This window comes from Delftia sp. PE138, assembly GCF_018320755.1.
Lineage (GTDB): Bacteria > Pseudomonadota > Gammaproteobacteria > Burkholderiales > Burkholderiaceae_C > Comamonas > Comamonas tsuruhatensis.
Window position 1 is genome coordinate 63573 of record NZ_JABEPN010000011.1, and the last position, 23091, is coordinate 86663.

Below are 23091 nucleotides of genomic sequence, written 5' to 3' on the forward strand. Positions count from 1 at the left end.
CGATTCTGGCAGCAAGCCGGCGCGTACGCTGCGCGCCCGTGGCGCACCGGTGACGGCGGGCGAAAAAAACCTGCCGGAATCCGTCTCCGGCAGGTCTGGCGGCAAGAGCGCGGGCGCTCTCAGAGTGCCAGGTCCTTTTCGATCTCCTGCACCTTGCGGCGGGCCAGCGCCAGGTTGGAGCGGCTCTTGTCCAGCACCAGGTAGAAGAACACGCCTTCATGGGCGGCCACGGGCCGGATGACGTGGTACTGGTGGGTCAGGGTGATCAGGATGTCGTCGATGGCATCGTCCAGCTTGAGCATGCGCATGGTCTTGAGCTTGGCGCGCACCACCTCCGTGTTGCCGGCGGCCGCCAGCTCCATGTCGAGGCCGGAGCCCGCGCTGCCCATCAGCATGCCGCTGGTGCTGTCCACCAGGGCTGCGCACAGGGCGCCATCGATGCCCAGCAGGCCGTTCAGAGAATCATGTATCGAAGCCATATGCCACCTCTTTCAAATAGCAAGGGCAGGCGATGCGATGGACTCATCGCGCCCGCTCCTCGGGGGAGAAAACTCTTGAATCGGATACGGGGGTCAGAGACGGGACAGATCGCCGGCCACTTCGCCCGCGGCCCACAGCGCACGTCCCAGCAGGGCGCTTTGATCGACCACCATGCACAGGATGGCCGGGTGGCTGCCGCCCACGGCCTGGAAAAGGACGGTACCCAGTTCGGTCTCGAAGGTCAGGCGGTGGCAGGACTTGTGGCCTATCTCGGCGGCCACGGCCTTTGCCATGGCCATCAGCGAGCCCGCCATGGCAGACAGGCGCTCCGTCGGCAGCTCGCTCTTGACCCGCAGGGCCGTGATCTCGAAACCATCGGGCGTGCACAGCAAGGCGATATGCACGCCCTCGAGAGGCGCCACCACGCGATTGAGTGCAACTTGGCCAGCTTCGATCACGGTGGAGGAAATCTGGGGATGCGCTGGTGTCTTCATGCCTGACTTTGCAAGGAAAGCAAGGAAACGAGCACCCCCAGCGCATCCAGCAACTGCTGCCGGTCACGGGGGTCCGCCTGGATGACAGGCACTATACCGCGACCTCGATCGGCCAAGGCGGTGCTGAACGCCTCCTGCTGTTGTTCGCTGGCGTCACGGCAACTGAGCAGAAGCACCTGGGGTTCGACCTCCAGGGTGGCGATCTCGGACAGGAGCTGCGCGGCATAGTCCGGCGCCGAGGCATCGCCCACATCCACCATCAGCAGCACGCCCACCGAAGCATTGAGCACCCAGCGGCGCACGAAGTCGAAGCGGTCCTGGCCCGGGCTGCCCACCAGTTGCAGCCGCATTCCCTCGCCCAGATCGATCTCGCCGAACTCCGCGCCCACGGTGGTGAACTCCTTGGAATGGGCGGCCCGGTCGAGATTGGGCACATCCGTTGCGGCCATCAGCGCTCCGCACAGGCTGCGCAGCGCCGTGGTCTTGCCGATGCCCATGGGGCCGATCAGGCTCACCCGCACCAGTCCCGCACCGGGCTGGTCGCTCATCCACATGCTCATGCCTGCCCTCCGCGGCGTATCCAGCCGGTCAGCCGCTGCACCCACTGGCGCGACAGGCCTGGCGCCACGGCAGTGGCAGCCCCGTGCGCCTGCGCGCGGTGGCCGCCCAGCGGCGTCGGATCGTCCGCACGGGCCGGCCTCAGGCTGCAATCGAGCGTGCCGCGCAGCCGGGGGTGGCGCAGGAGCTCGGCCACGGCGGCAGGCTCCATGCCGCTGTGCTCGCACAGTGTGGCCACATCCATCGGGCCACGGCACAGCATGGCCAGGGCCCGCAGGGATTCGGCACTGTTCCAGGGCGCGGGCAGCGCCACCCAGGCCTTGAGCCGGAATTGGTAGCGGCAGCCCTCAGCCTGCTGCCGAAGGTCATCCAGGGCGCGCACCAGGGTCTGCGAGGACGCCACCTGCTGGCGCACCGTCCAGTCCATGAGAAAGACGGCGGCCCGGTCCAGCATGTCGATCAGGTCGGAGAGCGTGAAATCCAGATCCAGATAGGTGGCCAGGCGCTGGGGCGTGCGTTCCAGGTGCTGCCCCTGGGGCACACCGCCCACATAGACCACGCAAGGCAGCCATCCGGCCGCCTCGGGCACGGGCAGGCTGCCGTCCACCACCAGCACCTGGGCGCTGACCAGGGGCACCTGCCGCCAGCCGCGCAGCGACTTGCGGGACGCCACGGCAAACAATGTCTCAAAACGCTGCTTGAGCAGCGGCGACCACAGCTCGGCAGCCAGGCCAATCTCATCGGTAGTGCGAGCCAACTTCAACGCCTCCCCGGATAGCAGCGGGAAATGAACAGATCGAGGTCGCCTGGAGCAAATATAGGCGAGCACTGATATTTTCGATAGTTTTCGCTCAACGATCACACCCATCAATGTGAATTTTTCTATCGGTGGCTGTACAGCCACAGACAGCTCCCCGCGGGTCGCGAGATTTGTCGCCGAATTCCAAGGGTGCTTACACCTGCCCGGACGGCCCCGATCCCCGAAGCGGTATGCTCCCGCTTCCCTCACTTTCACGCCTTTCCCCGCGCAACGCACCCATGTCCGCAGGACTCAATCTGGCCCAGCTCCAGGCCGTCCACTACACCGAAGGCCCCTGCCTGGTCCTGGCCGGCGCGGGCTCGGGCAAGACACGCGTGATCACGCACAAGATCGGACGCCTGATCGAGACGGGCATGGCGCCACGGCGCATCGCAGCCATCACCTTCACCAACAAGGCAGCGGCCGAAATGCGCGAGCGCGCGGCCGGCCTCATCGGCCGACAGGCCAAGGATGTGCTGGTCTGCACCTTCCACGCCCTGGGCGTGCGCATGGTGCGCGAGGACGGCCATGTGCTGGGCCTCAAGCCCCAGTTCAGCATCCTGGATGCCGACGACGTGACGGGCATCCTCAAGGACTGCTCGGGCGGCACCACCGACCTGGCCACGGCGCGCCAGTGGCAATGGACCATCAGCAACTGGAAGAACGCCGGCTGGGACAGCCGCAAGGCCCTGGCCATGGCCCAGGACGACAACGAACGCAGCACGGCGCTGATCATGCAGCGCTACGAAGAGCGCCTGACCGCCTACCAGAGCGTGGACTTCGACGACCTGATCGGCATGCCCATGCGCCTGCTCAAGAACCACGCCGAGGTGCGCGAGAAATGGCAGCGCCTGCTGGGCCATGTGCTGGTGGACGAATACCAGGACACCAACGCCACGCAGTACGAGCTGCTCAAGCTGCTGGTGGGCAGCCGGGCCCACTTCACGGCCGTGGGCGACGACGACCAGAGCATCTACGGCTGGCGCGGCGCCACGCTGGACAACCTCAAGAAGCTGCCGGTGGAGTTCCCGCAGCTCAAGGTGATCAAGCTGGAGCAGAACTACCGCTCCACCTCGGCCATCCTGCGTGCGGCCAACAACGTGATCCAGCCCAACCCCAAGCTCTATCCGAAGACGCTGTTCTCGGAGCTGGGCGAAGGCGAGCCCGTGCGCATCGTGGACTGCGACACCGAGGAGCACGAGGCCGAGCGCGCCGTGGCCCGCATCCAGAGCCTGCGCGCGGCCAGCAACCCGCCGCCGGACTGGAAGGATTTCGCCATCCTCTACCGCGCCAACCACCAGGCCAAGCCCTTCGAGAAGGCCTTGCGCAAGGCCAACATTCCCTACAAGGTCTCGGGCGGCACCAGCTTCTTCGACCGCGCCGAGATCAAGGACCTGTGCGCCTGGTTCCGGCTGTGGATCAACAACGACGACGACCCCGCCTTCCTGCGCGCCATCGGCACGCCCAGGCGCGGCATAGGCCACACCACGCTGGGCAAGCTGGGCGAGTTTTCCTCGCAGCACAAGCTCAGCATGTTCGGCGCCCTGTTCGCGCACATGCTGGAAGCGGCCCTGCCCAAGAAGGCGCATGACAGCCTGCTGGAGTTCGGCCGCTACATCAACGACCTCGAATACCGCGCCCGCCACACGCTGGGCGCCGAGCAGTCGCGCGGCTTCATGCTCGACTGGCTCAAGGAGATCGGCTACGAGCAGTACCTCTATGACAGCGAGGACAGCGAATCGGTGGCCGCCGCGCGCTGGAGCAACGTGCTGGAGTTCTGCGACTGGATGGCCCAGCGCGCCGGCGGCCAGATCGAGGATGCGGCGGGAACGACCACGCACACCGAGGTCAAGAGCCTGCTGGAGGTGGCGCGCAACATCGCCCTGCTGTCCACCATCAGCGAGCGCGAGAAGGAGCAGGACATGGTCATCCTGTCCACGCTGCACGCCTCCAAGGGCCTGGAGTGGCCGCATGTGATGCTGGTCGGCGTGACCGAGGGCATGCTGCCCTTCAAGCTCGACGACGACGATGGCCGCCAGCAAAAGGTCAGCGACGAGACCGCCCAGCGCCTGCAGGAAGAGCGCCGCCTCATGTACGTGGGCATCACGCGCGCCCGGCGATCGCTGGCCGTGAGCTGGACCAAGCGCCGCAAGAAGGGCCGCGAGATGGTCTCCACCCTGCCCAGCCGCTTCATCAAGGAAATGGGCCTGGACGCCGCCACCTCGCGCGAAGACCCGCGCGAGAAGCTGCGCCAGCTGCGCGCCGAGTTCGCGCTCAAGGCACAGCAGTCCACGCCCGCCGACTCCTGATTCCCCGAAAGACACCGCATGCGTTTTTACCGCCCCGTTCTCAGCCTGGCGCTGGTGGCCGTGACCGCCGCCTGCTCCAGCACCGCCTTGCAGCCCACTGCCCAGGCCACCCCACAGTCCACCGCCCAGGCCAAGGCCGCACCCAAGGCCGCCCGCACAACCTCCGCACAGTCCCCTCTCTCATGCCCCGAGGGCGAGGAAATGAAGGACAGCCAGCTGCAGGGCGAATGGACCGGCACGGTCGAAGGCCAGGCCCAGCCCGTGCGCCTGCAGCTGGGACCGCACCCCCAGTGGAAGGGCAACGTCAAGGGCACGATCGCGCGCGGCGCAGACACCCGGCCCATGGTCGGCGACGTGGCCGATGACCACATCACGCTGGAAGAAAGCGCCGACGGCAAGCGCATCACCGCCACCTGGCTGGGCGATGTCGTCGAAGGCAGCTGCGCCCGCGAGATCCGCGGCAACTACCTCGAAGGCGAGGATGCCGCGCCCCGGCCCTTCGTGCTGCGCAAGCTCGCGCCCTGACCGGCCCCCGAGCCTGCACACGAGCCCCTGCTGCCTCTTCACTCATTACCCCTTACTCTTCGCTCCTTCCATCACCGGACCCCTGCCATGACGAATCCTCCACACCTGGATCGCCGCAAGCGCCCAAGCCGCACGCCGACACCCCTGCAGTGGGCCCTGGCCATGGGCCTGGGCGCCACGCCCTGGCTCGGCGCCCAGGCGCAGACAGCGCCCCGCCCCCTGTCCGAGGACGCCTGGCGCCAGTGCGCCGCCACCACGGACAACCAGTCTCGCCTGGCCTGCTTCGACACCTGGGCACAGCAGCAGCAACCGCTGACCGCGCCGCCAGCCACCGGCTGGAGTGCTCCGGCCGCCAGCGCCGCAGCCGATCCTGGCGCCCTGCCCACGCCCGCCCCCGTGGTGACGGCCGACAGCGGCCAGGGCCTGGCGCTGCCCACCACCCCCACCAACGGCGGCTGCCGCGACCCGCGCTACAGCGAGCTGTCGCGCTACTTCGAGCTGGAACCGGGCAGCGACTGCGGCACCTTCAGCTTCCGCGGCTACCGGCCCATGTCCGTGTCCGTGGTGACGGCCGACCATGTCAACCGGCAGCCCACCACGCCCGGCAAGGACCCTGCGCAGTCGCAGCCCTACAAGACCGAGGAAATGCGCGTGCAGCTGTCGGTGCGCACCAAGGTCGCCCAGGGCCTGCTGACCGGCAGCACCTCGGCGGGCAAGGACTCGCTGTGGGTCGGCTACACCCAGCAGTCGTACTGGCAGCTGTTCAGCCCCGCCATCTCGCGGCCCTTCCGCAACACGGACCACGAGCCCGAGATCTTCTACGTCTACCCCACCGATGCCCGGCTGCCCTTCGGCTGGCGCTGGCGCTACAGCGGCGTGGGACTGGTGCACCAGTCCAACGGCCAGAGCGATCCGCTGTCGCGCAGCTGGAACCGCTGGTATCTGATGACCGGCTTCGAGCTGGACAACCGCTGGCAGCTGCACGCCAAAGCCTGGCAGCGCATCCGCGAAAGCGCCGAGCACGACGACAACCCGCGCATCCAGGACTACATAGGCCGGGGCGAGGTGAAACTGGGCTGGAACGTCAATGCGCAGAACTATCTGGGCTTCACTGCGCGCGGCTCGCTGGGCCAGGGCCGCGGCTCCGGCCGCGTCGAATGGCTGCGCACCCTAGGCGAAGGATGGAACGGTGGCAAGAGCAATTTGCGCCTGCATGTCCAGCTTTTCAGCGGATACGGTGACAGCCTGATCGATTACAACTACAAGCGCACCGTGCTCAGCGTGGGCTTCAGCCTTCTGGACTTCTAGAAGGCCGGCCCTCGCGGGCACGCTTTGCCGCTTGCCCTTCGCGGGGAAGCCCCGCCCCGCTGGCTGCATTGCCAGCGGCCGGGGCCATGCGTCAGAATGCGCCGATGCCCCGGGCCTTTTCAGGCAGGCCCGGAACCCGCCCCAGAACGAACCGCGGAGGTCCGCCATGGATTTGCAATACCAGCTCAAGGCCGGCAGTTACTGCCTGTACGACATGCGCGAGACGCCCAGTGCCATCACGGGCGAGCGCCGCTGCCGGCTCAGGACCGAGCTGGTGGCCATTGCCTTCGACCTGGTCACGGGCCAGGTCCATGAGCATGGCTCGCCCACGCGCATCCATGCCTGGGCGCTGTGCACGCGCAGGCGGCTGCGCGCGGCCGGCGACTGGGACCAGGCCGACAGCATCGTCGTGGTCTCCGGGCCCCTGCCGGTGGATGAGATCAACAAATGCCTGGGCATACGCGGCTACTGCCGCCGCATGTTCCAGCGCCTGGCCAGCCTGCCGCACGGCAAGCTGCAGCCCCACGCGCATTCGCACGCTCATGGTGCCCACGGCGCCTACGGAGCTTACGGCGCCCATGCAGGCCGGCACCAGAGCCATCAGGGCCAGCAGCGGCGGGCTGCCTGAAGGCCCGCGCGCCTGCCCGGCGCGTCCTCACTCGGGACTCAGGTCCTGCTCCTCATCTTCATCGCGCGGCTCGGCATGCTTGACGATGGTCACCGGCAGCCGGCTGTTGCGCGCCACCTCGCGCGAGACCGAGCCGATCAGCACGCGCCGCAGGCCGCCCTGGCCCAGCGCGCCGATGATGATCTGCTCGCAGCCCGTGCTCTCGGCAATGTCGGCCAGCGCGGCGGCGGGCTCGCCCAGGCCGATCTCCACCTCGTAGGAAATGCCGGCCGCCCGCACCAGGGCCACGGCCGGCGCCACCAGGTGCATACCGGCGTCCACGCTGGCGGCGGCGATCATGTCCGAGTCCTGCGTGGCCAGCTCGAACAGCGAGGCCTCCTGCTGCACATGGGCCAGCACGAAATGCGCCTGAAGGCCCTGGCGCACCAGGGAGATGGCGTGGTGCACGGCATCCAGCGAGGGCTCGGACCCGTCGACGGCAATCATGATCTTCAGCATGCAGACCTCCTTTTTTGTAGCTGGCGAATCGCAACCACCCCAGTGTAGACGCGGGCCGGCTAAGCCGGACGGGCTCCGGGGACAGTCGCGGCGCGTCCGACACGCGCATGCGGCCATCTGGGACAATGGAGGACTATGCTGCAATTCGACCTGCTCAAGACCGATCCCTCCAGCCACGCGCGCCGCGGCCAGCTCACGCTCAACCACGGCGTGGTGCAGACACCCATCTTCATGCCCGTGGGCACCTATGGCACCGTCAAGGGCGTGATGCCGCGCAGCCTGCAGGAGATGGGCGCGCAGATCATCCTGGGCAACACCTTCCACCTGTGGATGCGCCCGGGGCTGGACATCATGCAGAGCTTCGGCGGCCTGCACGGCTTCGAGAAGTGGGACAAGCCCATCCTCACCGACTCGGGGGGCTTTCAGGTCTGGAGCCTGGGCGCCATGCGCAAGATCACCGAGGAAGGCGTGCACTTCGCCAGCCCCGTCAATGGCGACAAGCTGTTCATGTCGCCCGAAGTCAGCATGCAGATCCAGACGATCCTGAACTCGGACATCGTCATGCAGCTGGACGAATGCACGCCCTACGAGACCAACGGCCACAAGACCACCGAGGCCGAGGCACGCAAGAGCATGGAGATGAGCCGCCGCTGGGCCAAGCGCTCCAGCGACGAATTCCAGCGCCTGGGCAACCCCAACGCGCTGTTCGGCATCGTGCAGGGCGGCATGTACGAGAACCTGCGCGAGGAATCGCTGCAGGCCCTGGTCGAGATGGACTTCCCCGGCTACGCCGTGGGCGGCGTCTCGGTGGGCGAGCCCAAGGACGAGATGCTGGCCATCATGGCCCACACGCCGCACCGCCTGCCGGCCCACAAGCCGCGCTACCTGATGGGCGTGGGCACGCCCGAGGACCTGGTGCAGGGCGTGGCCGACGGCGTGGACATGTTCGACTGCGTCATGCCCACGCGCAATGCGCGCAACGGCACCATCTTCACGCGCTATGGCGACCTGAAGATCCGCAATGCCCGCCACAAGACCGACCACCAGCCGCTGGACCCCAGCTGCACCTGCCACGCCTGCGCCGGTGCCAGCGGCGTGAGCTGGGAGCAAGGCGGACGCGACGGCTTCTCGCGCGCCTACCTGCACCATCTGGACCGCTGCGGCGAGATGCTGGGCCCCATGCTCACCACCATCCACAACCTGCACTACTACCTGAACCTGATGCAGGAAGTGCGCAACGCGCTGGAGGCCGGCAACTTCAGCGAAATGCGCGCGCGCTTCAAGGCCGAGCGCGCCCGGGGCGTCTGACGCCCCGCAGCCGATCGTTCAGGTCACTCAGGTGGCCAGGGCCGCTCAGGTCGCCATATCCTTGAGCGACCAGGACACGCCGGTCTCGAAGCCGGCGCGCATCTCGTCGGCCACGCGCTCCAGCTCGTCCAGAAACAGGCGCATGGCGGCCGCCCTGGTGTAGCCGATGCGCTGGTACAGACAGCTTGGCAGCTGTGCTCCTGCATCGTGCAGGGGCCGCCAGAGCAGGCGGCCGGCCGCCACATCCTCGGCCACGTTGTCGGGCACCAGGAATCCCAGGGCCGTGCTGCCGGCCACCAGGCGCCGCACCATGGGCACGGAGCTGGTCTCCACCAGCGGCCGCTGCTGGTGCAGGGCTGCGCTGTCCATCTGCTCCAGCATGCTGCGCAGCTCCATGCCCGGCGCCATCAGGATCAGCGGATAGGCCACGCAATCGCGCAGGCGCAGCAGGCGCGGCTCGGTGGCCAGCGGATGGCCGGGAGCCATCACCGCGCCCAGCGGCTGGGGCCAGGCCCGCACCTCCTGCACGCCGGGCGGCGGCGGGCGGCGCAGGCAATAGGCCACATCGATCTCTCCCTGCGCAACGCCGCGCAGCAGCTCCTCGCCCGTGCCCGAGCGCACGCTGAAGGTGATGCCCGGATAGCGTGCATGCAGGCTGGAGATCACCAGCGGCAGCAGGTACTCGGCCGTGGCATGCGACACGCCCACGCGCACATGGCCCCGGCGCAGGGCGCGCAGGTCCTCCACCTGGGCCAGCGCGTTGTCGAAGTCACGCTGGCTGCGCCGCACGGCCGCCAGCATCAGCTCCCCGGCGGTTGTCAGCTGCATGCCGCGCGGCAGGCGGTCGAACAGCGGCACGCCGACCTGGGCCTCCAGATTGAGGATCTGCTGGTTCACGGCGGCCGCCGTCAGGTGCAGCGTGACGGCGGCCTTGCGCACCGAGCCACGGCGCGCCACCTCGTCGAAACAGCGAAAGGCCTGGGAGATTGCGGGCATGGCGCGGAGTGTAAATTTTTATCTGACACCTCATCCAAAACAAACAGCTATTCCTGACGCTTGCGACTGCCTACAGTGGCGCTCATTCCCCGCCCTCCTTTGAAAGCAGCCCATGGCAAGCACCGTAGACCAAGTCACCCAGCGCCGCCGCGGCGTCGGACTCATCGCCCACGACCCCGCCCTTTCGGCCGGCGGCTACACCCTGATCGCGCCGCAGACGGCCGACGGCCATGTCTACCTGGTGGACGTCGAGGGCCGCGTGGCCCATGAATGGAAACTGCCCGTGCGCGCGGGCCGCCATGCCGTGATCCTGCCCAACGGCAACCTGGGCTACAACGGCAACCATCCCCGCTCGCCCGACCGCTATGCGCCGTGGTCCATGTGGCATGGCGGCGATTTCTACGAGGTCACGCCGCAGGGCGAGATCGTCTGGCGCCACGAGGACCCGGACCACCACCATGACGCGCAATGGCTGCCCAACGGCCACCTGCTCTATGCCGCCTGCGCGCCCGTGCCCGAGGGCTTTGCCGAGCGCGTGCCCGGCGGCACCGCGCACGGAACCGGCGAGGTGATGTACGGCGACGTGATCCGCGAGGTGGACCGCAGCGGCCGCCTGGTCTGGGAATGGAAGGCCTGGGAGCACCTGGAGCCCGAGGACTTCCCCATCCACCCGGGCTTTGGCCGCTACCACTGGCCGCTGGTCAACGGCCTGGGCGTGAGGGCCGACGGCAGCGTGCTCATGAGCCTGCGCACCACCTCCGGCATCATCGCCGTGGACAAGGCCAGCGGCGCGGTGACGCTGCACATTCCGCCTTCCGTGGTCTCGCACCAGCACGCGCCCGTGGCGCTGGCCAACGGCCACATCCTGGCCTTCGACAACGGCAACTTCCGCGAAGGCGCCCACGTGGCCTTCTCGCGCGTGGTGGAGATCGATCCGGCCGACCACCGCGTGGTCTGGAGCTACCAGGACGAGATGGTCAACGCCTTCTACACAGCCTTCATGGGCAATGCCCAGCGCCTGTGGAACGGCAACACCCACATCACCGAATCGGCCACGGGCCGGCTCTTCGAGGTCACGCCTGCGGGGGAAGTGGTCTGGGAATACATCCTGCCCTGGTTCGCCGAGTATCCCGATGCCGCAGCGCGCCGCACCGGCCCCGGCCGGCTCAACAGCGTGTTCCAGACCTGGCGCTACCACGCGGACCAGCTGCCCTGGCTGGGCGCTGCCGGGAGGCTGGCATGAGCCTCAACCGCAGGCAACTGGCGGCCTGGATGCTGGGCGCGCCCTGGCTTTCGCCGGCAGCCCGCGCCTCCACGGCTGGGGCCGACGCCTGGCCCAGCCAGCCGCTGACCGTGGTGGTGCCCTTTTCGCCAGGCGGCAGCGTGGACGTGGCCGCACGCCTGGTCATGCCGAGGCTGGCCGAGCGGCTGCACCAGCCCGTGGTCATAGAGAACACGGTGGGCGCCTCGGGCACCATCGCCACCCAGCGTGCCATCAAGGCCCGGCCCGACGGGCACACCGTGCTGTTTGGCGTGGCCAGCTGCGTGCTGATCGCGCCGCTGGTCTCGCCAGAACGCTTTCGCTATGACGGCCTCAGGGAGCTGCTGCCCGTGGCGCCCGTGGCCTCTTCGGCCTTCGTGCTGGCAGGCCGCCCCGACCTGCCGGCCGCCACGGCGGCCGAGCTGGTGCAGCTGTCACGCCAGCAACCGGGCCGGCTGACCGTGGGCACCGACGGCGTGGGCACCAGCCTGCACCTGACGGCCGAAATGCTCCAGCAGCAGGCCGGCCTGTCATGGACGCATGTGCCCTACAAATCCGGCCCGCAGGCGCTGACCGAGCTGGCAGGCGGGCAGATCGACCTGGCCGTGCTGCCCGTGGCCCTGGTCCAGTCCTTCGTGCGCGAGGGCAAGCTGCGCGGCCTGGGGGTGACATCGCGCCAGCGGGCCGCCACCTTGCCGCAGACACCCAGCCTGTCGGACACGGCGGTCTGGCAGGCGTTCGATGTCGAAGCCTGGCAAGGCCTGCTGCTGCCAGCCCGCACCGATGCCCGCATTGCAGAGCGCCTGGCCCGGGAGACCGCCGCCGTGCTGGCCGAGCCGGAACTGGTGCGCAAGCTGGCCGAGGCCGGCTTCAAGCCCATGGTCATGGAGCAAGCCCAGTTCACCGCCCACCTGCAAAGGGAGAGAAAGCTGCTGGAGGCCACCGTGCAGGCCGCCCGCCTGCAAGGCACAGGCTGACCCGGCCAGGCCCGGCCAGGCGCTGCTTGCGGTGCTACTGCAGGGCGCCGGGCGAGACAAACGAGAGGCCGGCCATCTGCACCAGGGTCCGGCCCCGGGTCAACGGGTAGGAGGGCGAAGGAGACAACGCGCGCGGCTGCAGCCGGAAAAAAGCCTTGCCGCCACAGCGCTGGCCCAGCATCTCGAACTCGGCGCCTTCCAGGCGGCAATCCACCTGCAGGCCCGGTGCAGGCTCATGGGCGATGCCAGACAGCTGCGACAGGCGCTGCAGCGCATCGGGCTCGGGCAGCACGGTGGTTTCGGCGCTGCCATCGACATGCTGGACATGCACGGGCCGGCCAGCCAGGACCTTGAGCGGATACACCAGCTCCAGGCCCGCCCGCCCGGCGCGCAGGCCCCGCTGCAGGCCGCCGTCGACATCCCCCTGGGCACGCGCCCAGCACGTGAAGCTCAGTCCGCGCGCCGAACCCACGATGCGCACGCGCCAGGCCAGGCTCAGCTCCTCGCAGTCCACCACCGTTTCGTAGAAGGCCTCGAAGCGGCCGGCCCGCTCGCGCAGGCTCAGTTCGCCCGCGCCATGCACACAGCGGTCACCCTGTCCGTCGCGCGCCACAAAGGCCATGGAGCGCAGGATGTCGACGCCGCCATAGCGGACATTGCGCAGGCCGCCGTCGGCCAGTTCGGCGCGGAGCGGGCCGGCCTGCAACTGGCGGGGGCCGGACTGCAGATGCCTATCCCAGCCTTGCGCAGACACCACGATGCCAGCGCCCTCGGGCCCGTTGCCGGCGATTTCAGCGAACCATTGGTTCATATTTGCACCCTTGTCCATTCCGAGCATGGATGCCGATGCTATGGACGATCGGTGCGCATGAATAACGATGTTTTCTGTCACTCGTCGTGAGCTGCACTCACAAGCGGTCAGGCATTCCGGCATCAGTCCGGGGAGCCGGTGCGCCGCTCAAGGCCTGCGGGGCCTGTTGCGGCTCCAGCACCGTGCAGTTGCGGCCCTGGGCCTTGCCTCGGTACAGCGCCGCATCGGCGCGCGCGATGGTGGCCTCCACCGATTCGCCCGTGCGGTACTGCGCCGCGCCCAGCGTGCAGGTGACGCGGGCGCCATCGCCCAGGGTGTGCGTCCACGGAGCCTCGGCAATGCGCAGGCGCAGGCGCTCCAGCAATTCGCCGGCCTGGGCAAGGCCGGTGTCCGGCAACACCAGCAGGAATTCCTCGCCGCCATAGCGGCCCACGCCATCTGTACTGCGCAGCTGCGACTTCAGCAGCGCGCCGAAAGCGCGCAACACGCGGTCGCCGCCTTCATGGCCAAAGCTGTCGTTGATGCGCTTGAAGTGGTCTATGTCCAGCAACGCCACGCACAGCACCTCGCCACGCTCCTGGGCTGCGGTGCGCACTTCGTGCAGCCGCTCCATCACGCCGCGCCGATTGCTGACGCCGGTCAGGTCGTCATGGCGCAGCAAGGCCTCAATCTGCGCCAGCGCAGCGGCCAGCTTGTCATTGGCGATGCCCAGCCGGTACTGCATGCTGCGAAAGAAGGTCGCCTGCACGCTGCAGCGCACCACGGCCCCCAGCACCACGCCGAAGGCCAGCAGCTGGCCCGCAGCCGTGTCCGTGGTCATGCGCATCAGCGGACCCCGCCAGCAGATGATGGCGGCCACGGCAACGAGGGTGCCTATCCACGTCAGCCAGAAGCTGGTGCGGCTGCGCGCGAGAAAACCGTCGGCGCTGAAGGCGATCAGCATCACCATCGACTGGAACGCCAGGGCGGGTGCCGCCATGACCATGCCCAGCACGCCGATGATGGACACCAGCTGGTGCGTGAGGAACATGCCCGGATCGCGCAGCTTGTGGCACCAGTCGCTGGCATAGGCCCAGGTGATGAAACCCATGCCGGCCGCCACCCACAGTCCATAGCCCAGCACCACGGGCCAGGGCGCGTAGCCGGCCCATGCATGGCCCAGGAACAGCAGCAGCGCATAGAGATGGCTGAGCAGCACGGAGATGTGCAGCTGCCAGGTGCGGCGTTTCCAGCGCTCCAGGTGCAGCGCCTCGTCCACCAGCGGTGACGCCGGCTTCGGCCCCCAAAGGAGGCGGTCGGGAAGATTCCGGGAAATGGAGGAAAGCACGGGCATGCAATGAAGCGCGGCGGGCCGGCGGCCCCGATGGGCGCCCATTGTGACCGCATCCGGGAAATCCCGAGGAGCGCGCTCCCCCGCAGGGGATGAACAGGCCCTATCGCAGGCTGTGCGTCTAGGACGCGCGCGGCGGCCGCACATCCTCGGCCACCACGATCTGGTTGCGCCCGCAGGCGCGGCCATGCAACAGGGCTGCCTCGGCCCGCTGCACCAGCCGCTCCGAGGTCTCGCCCGCCTGGAACTCCGCCACGGCCAGGGTCAGGGTCAGCGGGTCCTTGTCGGGATCGGGGATGGGCGTTTCGCTCCAGCGCTGCTGGCGCACACCCTCGCGCACGCGCTGCAGGGCCCAGACGGCCTGGACCGAGGCGGTATCGGGCATCACCAGCATGAAGGTGTCGTCGCGGTAGCGGCCTATGCCGTCCACGGTGCGCAGATGCGTGACCAGCAGGCCGCTGAGCATGAGCAGCACGCGGTCCTGCAGCGAGGGGCCCTTGTAGGCCTGGTGAACACCCACGCGCTCCACCCACGGGTCCAGCTCCAGCAGCACCACGCAAAACGGCTCGGGCTTGCGGGCATGGCGTTCGCGCAGGCCATCGACGACATCCATCAATCGCGCGTAATTGGCCACGCCGGTGAGTGTGTCGCGCCCCGTGGGCAATTGCAGCGAGCCCACGCGTTTTTGCAACTGCTGCACATCGTCGGCCAGTTGGCCGCAATAGCTCGACAGCTGCGCCAGCTCCTCGGTGTACTGGCGCTGCATGCGGCCCAGCGCCTGCCACAGCGCCAGCGCATGCACGGCCAGCGGCAGCAGCACGCTGACCAGCCACAGGATGCGCACGGCGACCGGGCCCGGCGCCATCTGCGGCATGGGCCTGGCCACCACCACGGCGCAGAGCATGGCCAGCATGGCGCACAGCACCACCACCTGGCCCGTGGGCAGATGCAGCGCCTGCTCGCGCTCGCCATCCCAAGGCAGCCAGGCGACGGCCGCCAGCCACAGCAGGGCACAAGCCCAGGCCAGGGTCGGCTGCCATGCCGCCAGCAGCAAGGCCATCGTGGCCTGTATCCAGCCATGGCCGCGCAGCGTCCGGGTCAGCGGCAAGCCGGCTGCATGGCAGCGCCAGATCCAGGCCATGCCGGCCAATGCCGACAGCGCGGCGTAGGCCGCCCATGCTTTCCATGAAGAAGGGCCCGCCAGCACATGACCTGCCAGAAGGGCAGCCCCCACGGCCCAGGCCGCAAGGGGAAGGACATGGGCGGACCCGCCGGCCGGTGGGTGGGCGGGCTGCGCTGGCGTGTGTTGTGGGGGATACGGCAGCTGGCGTGACATGGCATCCTCGCTGAAGACATCTGCGCCCCGGCCGAGCGCGCAAGCCATGGTGTACCACAACCCCGTGCAGCTTCAAGGGGCTTGGAGCCCTTGACGGCCAGGCCGGCTCAGCCTGGCGCCGGCCCGGGCTCCTGCGCCCGGGGCAGCACCGCGCCCGCCTTCCTGCTGTGGCCATCGGCCTGGGTGCCGCAGCTGTGGCAAAAGCGTACAAAGGCGCTCTTGCGGGTGTTGCAGCTGCCGCAGCGGTCGAACAGGCCGATGCCGCAGTGGGGACAGAAGTCGATGGCGCCGTCCTTCAGATCCACGGGGCGCTCGCAGCCCGGGCACACGCCCTTGGCCAGGCGGGCCAGGGCCACGTCATAGCCCAGTTCCTGGCGCCGCTGCGTCTCCGGCAGCGATTCCTGCTGCTTTTGCCTTTCAAGATAGCGGTTCAGGCCCAGGATGGCCGCGCGCCCCAGCAGCACCGTCACCACGATACCGACCACATAGCGCACGTAGCCGCCGTAGTCGGGCAGGTACGGCACAAGTTCAACGAAGAAAGCGAACAGCGCAAAAAAGATGAATCCCCAGACGAAGGGCCACCAGGTGCTCTTGCGCTGTTTGGCGAACAGCCAGCCGGCCGCCAGCAGCAGCGGCAGGGTCAGCGCCAGGCGGTAGAGAAAGACACGCAGCTCGACGGCGCGCATCTCCGTGCGCCAGGATTCCATGGCACCGTCGCGCAGATCGTCCCATTGGCGGTTGGCCGCGTCCAGGCGCTGCCGCGCCCGCAGGCTCGTATCCTGCAGCCGCTCCACGGAGGCGCGGGCGGTGTTCTCTTCCTGCTTGATGGCATCGAGCGCCTGGGTGCGCGACAGCAGTTCGCTGTCCTGCTCGGGCCGGGCGGTGGCACGGCGCGTGGCCACCCAGTTGTCGAAGGTCTCGCGCGCCGAGCGATAGCGCGACTGCGCGGCCTGGTACTTGAGCCGTGCGTTCTCCAGCGCCGTTTCCGCCTTGTCGTGGTCGGCATCGGCGGCCTTGATCTCGGCCTTCACGGGCTCGGCCGCCTCGGGCGCGATGAAGTCCTCCACCGTGCGCGGCGACTCGACCTGGGGCAGGTCGCCCACCACCAGGCCGCCCAGGCCGATGAGGAAGGACGCGAACACCACCGCCACCAGCCACAGGCCTCGGCGGAACCATTTCTCGGGCAGACGCAGGGCCTTGCTCATGGGGAAACTCCTGTTTCAGTGGCCTGCGGCCGAGGAAGACCGCAGGCGGAGGAAGAGCCGGTCCGGCTCAGGGCAGCACGCGCACCGGACCCGCCAGCTGGCTGCGCTGCAGCCACTGCGTCACCGACTCCACGGTCACGGTCTCTATGCGGCTGGCATAGCGCTTGTCGTTGGGATGGTCGTCGAAGGCGATGTTGGCGGCCGTCACGCGCCCGCCCAGCCGCGACAGCGCGCGGATGACCAGCACGCCCGGCTCGTAGCCCTTGAACTGCAGCCAGGCCTGGGCCTGCTGGCGCCGCTGCACCGTGGCCGGCTCCATGGCGGCGGCCAGGGTTTCGGTGGCCCACTGGTTGGACTGCTGGTAGCGCTGCCCCCAGGCGTAGCTGACCATGCTGTAGGGCTCGTGCTGCAGGCGCAGCACGGTCTGGGGCTGGGTCAGAAAGGTCCACAGCGCCTGCTGCACGGCGGGCGTGGGCACCTGAACGCCGGCCTCGTAGCGCCACAGGTCGTCCAGGAAGAACTCGCCCAGGCCCTGGCGGTAGACATGGCCGCCGGCCGTGCCGCATTCGTTGAGTTTGTGCGCCACGCGCCAGGGGCCTTCGGGGGTCCTGTAGGCCCAGCCGTAGTGCGAGTAGTGCAGGTCGTACTTGCTCAGGTCCTGGCCCACGCGCGCCAGCAGCACGACACGGGTGCCGTTCTTCGCGTATTCGGCATCCAGCGCCTGGGATGTGCGCTGGGCCAGGTCCAGGCCCTTTTGCAGGGATTGGGGGGTGAGGGGCTTGTCCTCGCAGCTGCGCCCTGCATGGGCCGTGCCCAGCGCGGCGGCCAGCAGCAGGCCCAGGCAGGCGGCACGGGCTGCAGGGGAAGGAGAAAGCAGCGGTTTCATGGCGGGCATCACAGGCGTTCGTTGTGCAGCAGGGCCTTGCCCATCTCGTTGGGAATGAAGGCCAGCACCTTGCCGGCGGCCGAGATGATGACGCCCGTGCCGATCACGCTGCAGGTCAGCACCGTGCCCACGGCGTAAGCCGAGGCGGAGGCGCCCCGCCCCACCACTTCCACGCTGGCCTGGGCGCCGTCGGAGGCACGCTCCAGCAGGTAGACCGTGCCCGTGGCCGAGGCCTGCACCGCCTTCACGGTCAGCACCGCGCCGCCCACCGACAAAGCGGCAGGCACGGCCACCACGGCGCCAGCGGCCGCCGAAGCCACCGAAGCCGTGCCCACCACGGAGGCCACGGGCAGCGTGGACAGCGCCACCGAGGCCTCGCTTTGCGCATGGGCAGGCGCCATGGCCAGGGCTGCGCACAGCGCACCAGCGGCCAGCAGGGCACGCGGCAGGCGCGCGAAAACGGATTGGTTGACCATCATTGCTTGGACTCCTGGAAATGCGGGGAAGGGGTGGACATCACTCGGCGTCGGCCGGTTGCGCGGCCTCGCGGCGGCCATGCATGCGGGCCTGCGCCAGGTCGGCCTCGTGGCGGTCACGCAGCATCTTGGCCAGCGTGAAGGCGGTGGTGATGAGATAGAGCCAGCTCACGCCCAGGAAGGCCTTGTAGGTCACGTTGATGTCCATGCTCACCAGCCCCCAGCCGGTCAGCGCCATGGACACGGCAAAGCCGCCCCAGACCACCAGCTTCCACATGGGCGTGTCGCCTGCGCCGCTGCGGCCGCCCTCGTTGTCCCGCACGAACTTGGCCAGCACGAAGGCGGCCGAGAGGCAGAACACATAGCCCATCACCATGAAGGCCTGCTCCAGCTGCTCGCCGGGCAGCCATGCCAGGCCGATGGCGCACAGCGAGACCGCAATGCCGAACGACACCCACACCTGCAGTTGCCAGGCCCGGGTATCACGCTGAACGACGATGGGAGAAGAGGACATTTGCCGAGGTGCCCCTCAAGGGCATTGGTTGAACACGGGACGCATGGTGCCCAGACGTAACTTGCGTGTCTGCATTCAACCGTAACAGTGGCCAGACACAGGCCATCGAGTATCTTCAAACGGTACTTTTCAAGTTTTTGACTGTTGTTTACACCCCAAAAAGTTCCTGCATGTGACACCAGCACACAGGACATCGGGCACGGCACCTGGGCGACAGGAACCCTGCGGCGCGCCACAGACAATGCGCCCACCCCGGCTGCAGTGCAGCGGGCAATCGCACGTTCGCCACGCTGATTGATGGAGATCTCCCATGACCAAACCCTTTGACCTCGTCGTCCACGGCGCCACCGGCTTCACGGGCCGGCTGGTGGTGGAGTACCTGCTCAGGCGCTACCCCGCAGGCAGCGGCCTGCGCTGGGCCATGGGCGGGCGCAATGCCGCCAAGCTCGCGGCCGTGCGCGACGAGCTGGGCGCGCCCGCCGATACCCCGCTGGTGGTGACCGACACCGGCAATCCCGCAAGCCTGCAGGCGCTGATGGAGCAGGCCCGCCTGGTGCTGACCACGGTGGGCCCCTACCAGCTCTACGGCAACGAACTCGTGGCCGCCTGCGCCCGCGCCGGCGTGGACTATGTGGACCTGTGCGGCGAGCCAGCGTGGATGCGCCAGATGATCGATGCCCACGAGGCCGCAGCCCGGGCCAGCGGCGCGCGCATCGTGTTCTCCTGCGGCTTCGATTCCATTCCCTTCGACCTGGGCGTGTTCATGCTGCAGCGAGAGATGCAGGCCCGCTTCGGCCAGCCCGCCCAGCGCGTGCGGGGCCGGGTGCGCAAGATGAAGGGCACCTTCTCGGGCGGCACGGCCGCCAGCCTCAAGGCCACCATGGCGGCGGCCGCCGCCCAGCCGGGCGTGCTGGATCTGCTGCGCAATCCGTTCTCGCTCACGCCGGGCTTCGAGGGCCCGCGCCAGCCCTCGGGCAGCAAGCCCATGGTGGACGAGGTGCTGGGCCTGTGGGTGGCGCCCTTCGTGATGGCGGCCATCAACACGCGCAACGTGCACCGCTCCAACTTTCTGCTGGGCCATGCCTATGGCGCCGACTTTGTCTACGACGAGATGATGGTCACAGGCGCAGGCGAAAAGGGCGAGGCCCTGGCCAACGCCGTGGCGGCCGACAAGTCGCTGGGCGCGGACGACGGCCCCAAGCCTGGCGAGGGGCCATCGCGCGAAGAGCGTGAATCGGGCTTCTACGACGTGCTGTTCATCGGCACCGACACGGCCGGCCACAGCCTGCGCGTGGGCGTCAAGGGCGACCGCGATCCGGGCTACGGCTCCACGTCCAAGATGATCACCGAGGCCGCCGTCTGCCTGCTGCAGGACGCCCCGGACACGCCCGGCGGCATCTGGACCACGGCGCCTGCCATGGGCGACGCGCTCATCGCCAGGCTCAAGGCCAATGCCGGCCTGAGCTTCACGGTGGAGGAACAGAGCCCCTCTTAGGCCGCCAGCAGCCGCTGCACGCGCTCGCGCAGCAGCGCGGGCTGCACCTCGGTCTGGGCCATGGGCTGGCCCACGTTCAGGCCCACACGGTTGAACAGGCCACGGCGGAAGGGCCGCACCATGGCGCCGCCCTGCTCGATGCGGCTGAAGTACGAGCCCCAGAGATTGGTCAGCGCCATGGGGACCACGGGCACCTGCAGGCCATCGGCCTGGGCGCGTTCGACGATCTTCATGATGCCGCCACGGAACTCCTGCAGCTGCCCGTCGCGCGTGATGCCGCCCTCGGGGAAGATGGCCAGCAGGTCGCCCTCGCGCAGCACCTGGGCGGCGCGCTCGAACGCAGCCTCGTAGGTGGCTGGATCTTCCTTCTGGGGCGCGACGGGGATGGCCTTGGCCAGGCGGAACAGCCAGCCCAGCAGGGGCACGCGGAAGATGCGGTGGTCCATCAGGAAGTAGATGGGCCGGGGGCTGGCGGCCATGAGCAGCACGGCATCGACAAAGCTCACATGGTTGCAGGCCAGGATGGCCGCGCCGGTGGCCGGGATGTGCTCGTCGCCCTGCACCTTGAAGCGGTAGACGAAGCGCGAGACCACCCAGGCCACGAAGCGCAGCAGGTACTCGGGCACCAGCAAAAAGATGTAGGCCGCCACCACGGCATTGGCAATGCCCGTGATCAGGAAAACCTGGGGAATGCTGAAGCCCGCCGCCAGCAGCGCGCCGGCCAGCACGCTGGAGGCGATCATGAACAGCGCGTTGAGGATGTTGTTGGCCGCGATGATCCGCGCGCGGTGCGTGGGCTGGCTGCGCATCTGGATCAGCGCGTACATGGGCACGCTGTAGATGCCGGCCGACAGGGCCAGCATGCCCAGGTCGGCCATCACGCGCCAGTGCGCGGGCTGGGCAAAGAAGGCACCCACGCCCATCAGCTCGGAGGCCGGCAGTGCGCGCGAGGCAAAGAACAGGTCCACGGCGAACACGCTCATGCCGATGGCGCCCAGCGGCACCAGGCCGATCTCCACATGGCGGCGGCTGAACACCTCGCACAGCAGCGAGCCCGTGCCGATGCCCACCGAGAACACCACCAGCAGCAGCGAGGCCACATGCTCGTCGCCATGGAGCACCTCCTTGGCAAAGCTGGGGAACTGGGCGAGGAACACGGCGCCGAAGAACCACATCCAGCTGATGCCCAGCAGCGAGCGGAACACGGCGGGCTGCTCGCGGGCCAGCTGCAGGTTGCGCCAGGTCTCGGTGAAGGGGTTCCAGTTGATGACCAGGTGCGGATCGGTGGCCGGCGCATTGGGGATGAACTGCGCAAAGATCCGCCCGATCACCGCCAGCGCCAGGCAAGCCACGGCCACCTGCAGATGGCCGACCTCGGGCACGGCCACCAGCAGGCCGCCGGCCACGTTGCCCAGCAAGATGGCCACGAAGGTGCCCATCTCCACCATGCCGTTGCCGCCCGTCAGCTCGCGCTCGCTGAGCACCTGGGGCAGGTAGGCGAACTTCACGGGGCCGAACAGCGTGGAGTGCAGGCCCATCAGGAAGACGCAGCCCAGCAGCAAGGGCACATTGGCCTGGATGAAGCCCCAGGCGGCCAGCGCCATGATGGCGATCTCCAGGTTCTTGACCAGGCGGAACATCCGCGTCTTGTCCCACTTGTCCGTCAGCTGGCCCGAGGTGGCCGAGAACAGCAGGAACGGCAGGATGAACAGCGCCCCGATCACCAGCCCCGCCATGGCCGAAGGCAGCCAGGAGACGCTGAGCTGGTAGGTCACCATCACGGTGAGCGCGAACTTGAACAGGTTGTCGTTGGCCGCCCCGGAAAACTGCGTCCAGAAGAACGGCGCAAAGCGCCGCTGGCCCAGCAGGGCGAACTGGTTGGGGTGCTCGTGCGCGGCCGATGGCACGGCGCCGGCCGTTGCGGTGGGGGCAGACGGGCTGCCGGTCTCTTGCTGGAACATCTTGTCTTCCCTCAACGGTTGGTGGCGCCGCCGTGGCCGCACGCATCGGCGCACATTGTGCCCGTACTGGTCATGCGCGCCGTGCCGGCCGCACGCAGCGCGGCGATCACGGGCAGGGCGGCGGCCGCCGCCACCACATGCTTGAGGCTGTGGCCGGACACCAGCCCGCCGGTGGCCTCGAAGACGGCCGCATCGCCCCACTCCAGCAGCTTGGCCGCGCCATACCAGGCAATCACCACGCCCAGGCGCAGCGCCAGCGCGCCATGGCGCGGCGCCACGCAGGCCAGGCCCAGCACCGCCAGCATGCCGCCGCCCTGCACCAGCGCCCAGGGCAGCAGGTTGCCGCCATGCAGCCAGACCAGCACCGAGGCCACGGCGGCGACCAGCATGGCCACCGCGGCGCGCACGGCCACGCGGTCGGCAATGCGCGATTGCAGCGCCAGTCCCAGCATGCCGGCAAAGGCCATGGACATGCCCAGCCGGTCGCCGGCCAGGGTGGCATCGTGGGGGGCCCAGTGGTAGACGGACGAGCCTATGGCCGAACACGCCAGCCCCGTGAAGAACAGCGCGGCCAGCCAGCGCAGGGCCGGCGCCAGCGCTTGGCTACGCCGGTCCAGCAGCAGGCGCGCGCCCGCCACCGCGGCCCAGGCAAAGCCCAGATTGCTGAGCACATCCAGCGCATGGGGCAGCGGCCCCCAGGCGCGCTGGTCGGCAAAGGCGTGAAAGTCCTGGGGCTGCGGCACTGCAGGGCCAATCAAGGCGGCCAGCAGCAGCAAGGCGGCGCCCCAGTACAGCGCGCGTAGGGCGGCGGCCGGTGAAATCAATGTGGATGGCATGTGTTGCTCCTCGTGGAAAGTGGCGCGGAGTGTGGCGAGCCACCGGCCCTTCCAGCATCGTTTTTCTGCACCCGCCGCGCAAACCAGCACCTCGGGTATC

General features: G+C 68.6%; 23 protein-coding genes. 8 read left to right on the forward strand and 15 right to left on the reverse strand.

The annotated features are described in order from the left end of the window. Window positions 1-119 precede the first annotated feature (119 nt). The 4 genes from HFGMBDPB_RS26780 to HFGMBDPB_RS26795 all read right to left on the reverse strand — a co-directional run bounded on the left by HFGMBDPB_RS26780 (window position 120) and on the right by HFGMBDPB_RS26795 (window position 2289). Complete coding sequence (locus HFGMBDPB_RS26780; protein ID WP_016450375.1) at window positions 120-479, reverse strand: hypothetical protein; 360 nt, start codon at window positions 477-479, stop codon at window positions 120-122. 93 nt (window positions 480-572) lie between these two features. Continuing rightward, window positions 573-974 carry a roadblock/LC7 domain-containing protein gene (locus tag HFGMBDPB_RS26785; RefSeq protein WP_212646622.1) on the reverse strand — a complete coding sequence of 134 codons (402 nt, stop codon included), beginning with the start codon at window positions 972-974 and terminating at the stop codon, window positions 573-575. Beyond that, window positions 971-1534: a GTP-binding protein gene (locus HFGMBDPB_RS26790; protein WP_016450373.1), complete on the reverse strand. Its 564-nt coding sequence runs from the start codon at window positions 1532-1534 to the stop codon at window positions 971-973. Before HFGMBDPB_RS26790 ends, HFGMBDPB_RS26785 begins: the two co-directional genes overlap by 4 nt. After that, entirely contained in the window at window positions 1531-2289 is a 759-nt protein-coding gene (locus HFGMBDPB_RS26795; RefSeq protein ID WP_046988366.1) for a hypothetical protein, read from the reverse strand. Before HFGMBDPB_RS26795 ends, HFGMBDPB_RS26790 begins: the two co-directional genes overlap by 4 nt. A 281-nt stretch (window positions 2290-2570) precedes the next feature. Between HFGMBDPB_RS26795 and HFGMBDPB_RS26800 the strand changes: the two genes are divergently transcribed. The 4 genes from HFGMBDPB_RS26800 (at window position 2571) to HFGMBDPB_RS26815 (ending at window position 7101) form a co-directional block, all read left to right on the forward strand. Then, on the forward strand, window positions 2571-4640 hold the full coding sequence (locus HFGMBDPB_RS26800; RefSeq protein ID WP_212646623.1) for an ATP-dependent helicase: 2070 nt from the start codon (window positions 2571-2573) through the stop codon (window positions 4638-4640). Window positions 4641-4658: 18 nt separating this feature from the next. After that, entirely contained in the window at window positions 4659-5165 is a 507-nt protein-coding gene (locus HFGMBDPB_RS26805) for a hypothetical protein (protein ID WP_209803054.1), read from the forward strand. Window positions 5166-5252: 87 nt separating this feature from the next. Beyond that, window positions 5253-6473, forward strand: coding sequence for a phospholipase A (locus HFGMBDPB_RS26810; protein ID WP_047219272.1), 1221 nt, complete (start codon window positions 5253-5255; stop codon window positions 6471-6473). A gap of 166 nt (window positions 6474-6639) precedes the next feature. Then, entirely contained in the window at window positions 6640-7101 is a 462-nt protein-coding gene (locus HFGMBDPB_RS26815; protein ID WP_026062676.1) for a hypothetical protein, read from the forward strand. 27 nt (window positions 7102-7128) lie between these two features. Here HFGMBDPB_RS26815 and HFGMBDPB_RS26820 read toward each other — a convergent pair whose 3' ends face one another. Next, window positions 7129-7599: a universal stress protein gene (locus HFGMBDPB_RS26820; RefSeq protein WP_016450367.1), complete on the reverse strand. Its 471-nt coding sequence runs from the start codon at window positions 7597-7599 to the stop codon at window positions 7129-7131. Between the two features lie 135 nt (window positions 7600-7734). Between HFGMBDPB_RS26820 and tgt the strand changes: the two genes are divergently transcribed. Then, on the forward strand, window positions 7735-8907 hold the full coding sequence (gene tgt / locus HFGMBDPB_RS26825; protein ID WP_046988757.1) for a tRNA guanosine(34) transglycosylase Tgt: 1173 nt from the start codon (window positions 7735-7737) through the stop codon (window positions 8905-8907). Window positions 8908-8952: 45 nt separating this feature from the next. Here the strand turns inward: tgt and HFGMBDPB_RS26830 are convergent, their stop codons facing one another. Then, entirely contained in the window at window positions 8953-9903 is a 951-nt protein-coding gene (locus tag HFGMBDPB_RS26830) for a LysR family transcriptional regulator (protein ID WP_016450365.1), read from the reverse strand. Window positions 9904-10015: 112 nt separating this feature from the next. Between HFGMBDPB_RS26830 and HFGMBDPB_RS26835 the strand changes: the two genes are divergently transcribed. Together HFGMBDPB_RS26835 and HFGMBDPB_RS26840 are read left to right on the forward strand one after the other, a co-directional pair. Further along, window positions 10016-11146 carry an aryl-sulfate sulfotransferase gene (locus HFGMBDPB_RS26835; protein ID WP_212646624.1) on the forward strand — a complete coding sequence of 377 codons (1131 nt, stop codon included), beginning with the start codon at window positions 10016-10018 and terminating at the stop codon, window positions 11144-11146. After that, the gene (locus tag HFGMBDPB_RS26840) at window positions 11143-12141 is read left to right on the forward strand and encodes a Bug family tripartite tricarboxylate transporter substrate binding protein (protein WP_212646625.1); all 999 of its coding nucleotides are present in this window, start codon (window positions 11143-11145) and stop codon (window positions 12139-12141) included. The genes HFGMBDPB_RS26835 and HFGMBDPB_RS26840 overlap by 4 nt, the downstream gene beginning before the upstream one ends. 34 nt (window positions 12142-12175) lie before the next feature. Here HFGMBDPB_RS26840 and HFGMBDPB_RS26845 read toward each other — a convergent pair whose 3' ends face one another. From HFGMBDPB_RS26845 to HFGMBDPB_RS26875, 7 genes are all read right to left on the reverse strand, one after another. Beyond that, window positions 12176-12952, reverse strand: a complete 777-nt coding sequence (locus HFGMBDPB_RS26845) for a D-apionate lactonase family protein (RefSeq protein ID WP_017406527.1) — start codon at window positions 12950-12952, stop codon at window positions 12176-12178. Between the two features lie 97 nt (window positions 12953-13049). Continuing rightward, complete coding sequence (locus HFGMBDPB_RS26850) at window positions 13050-14210, reverse strand: GGDEF domain-containing protein (protein ID WP_227740886.1); 1161 nt, start codon at window positions 14208-14210, stop codon at window positions 13050-13052. A gap of 193 nt (window positions 14211-14403) precedes the next feature. Continuing rightward, window positions 14404-15516, reverse strand: a complete 1113-nt coding sequence (locus HFGMBDPB_RS26855) for a GGDEF domain-containing protein (protein ID WP_349305396.1) — start codon at window positions 15514-15516, stop codon at window positions 14404-14406. Window positions 15517-15725: 209 nt separating this feature from the next. Beyond that, the gene (locus tag HFGMBDPB_RS26860) at window positions 15726-16823 is read right to left on the reverse strand and encodes a zinc ribbon domain-containing protein (RefSeq protein WP_212646627.1); all 1098 of its coding nucleotides are present in this window, start codon (window positions 16821-16823) and stop codon (window positions 15726-15728) included. Between the two features lie 67 nt (window positions 16824-16890). After that, entirely contained in the window at window positions 16891-17709 is an 819-nt protein-coding gene (locus tag HFGMBDPB_RS26865) for a DUF2145 domain-containing protein (protein WP_016450358.1), read from the reverse strand. An 8-nt stretch (window positions 17710-17717) separates the two neighbouring features. Beyond that, window positions 17718-18188, reverse strand: coding sequence for a hypothetical protein (locus tag HFGMBDPB_RS26870; RefSeq protein WP_212646628.1), 471 nt, complete (start codon window positions 18186-18188; stop codon window positions 17718-17720). 37 nt (window positions 18189-18225) lie between these two features. Then, window positions 18226-18699 (reverse strand): YiaA/YiaB family inner membrane protein, encoded by a 474-nt coding sequence (locus HFGMBDPB_RS26875; RefSeq protein WP_012202471.1) that lies wholly within the window; start codon window positions 18697-18699, stop codon window positions 18226-18228. A 310-nt stretch (window positions 18700-19009) separates the two neighbouring features. Here HFGMBDPB_RS26875 and HFGMBDPB_RS26880 point away from each other — a divergent pair, with 310 nt between their 5' ends. Next, window positions 19010-20194, forward strand: coding sequence for a saccharopine dehydrogenase family protein (locus HFGMBDPB_RS26880; protein ID WP_212646629.1), 1185 nt, complete (start codon window positions 19010-19012; stop codon window positions 20192-20194). Here the strand turns inward: HFGMBDPB_RS26880 and HFGMBDPB_RS26885 are convergent. Together HFGMBDPB_RS26885 and HFGMBDPB_RS26890 are read right to left on the reverse strand one after the other, a co-directional pair. Next, a complete protein-coding gene (locus HFGMBDPB_RS26885) occupies window positions 20191-22155 on the reverse strand; it encodes an MFS transporter (protein WP_160855424.1) in 1965 nt (654 codons plus the stop codon). The two genes, HFGMBDPB_RS26880 and HFGMBDPB_RS26885, sit on opposite strands and share 4 nt — an antisense overlap. Window positions 22156-22166: 11 nt before the next feature. Then, window positions 22167-22991, reverse strand: a complete 825-nt coding sequence (locus HFGMBDPB_RS26890; RefSeq protein WP_016450354.1) for a hypothetical protein — start codon at window positions 22989-22991, stop codon at window positions 22167-22169. Between the last annotated feature and the right edge of the window lie 100 nt (window positions 22992-23091).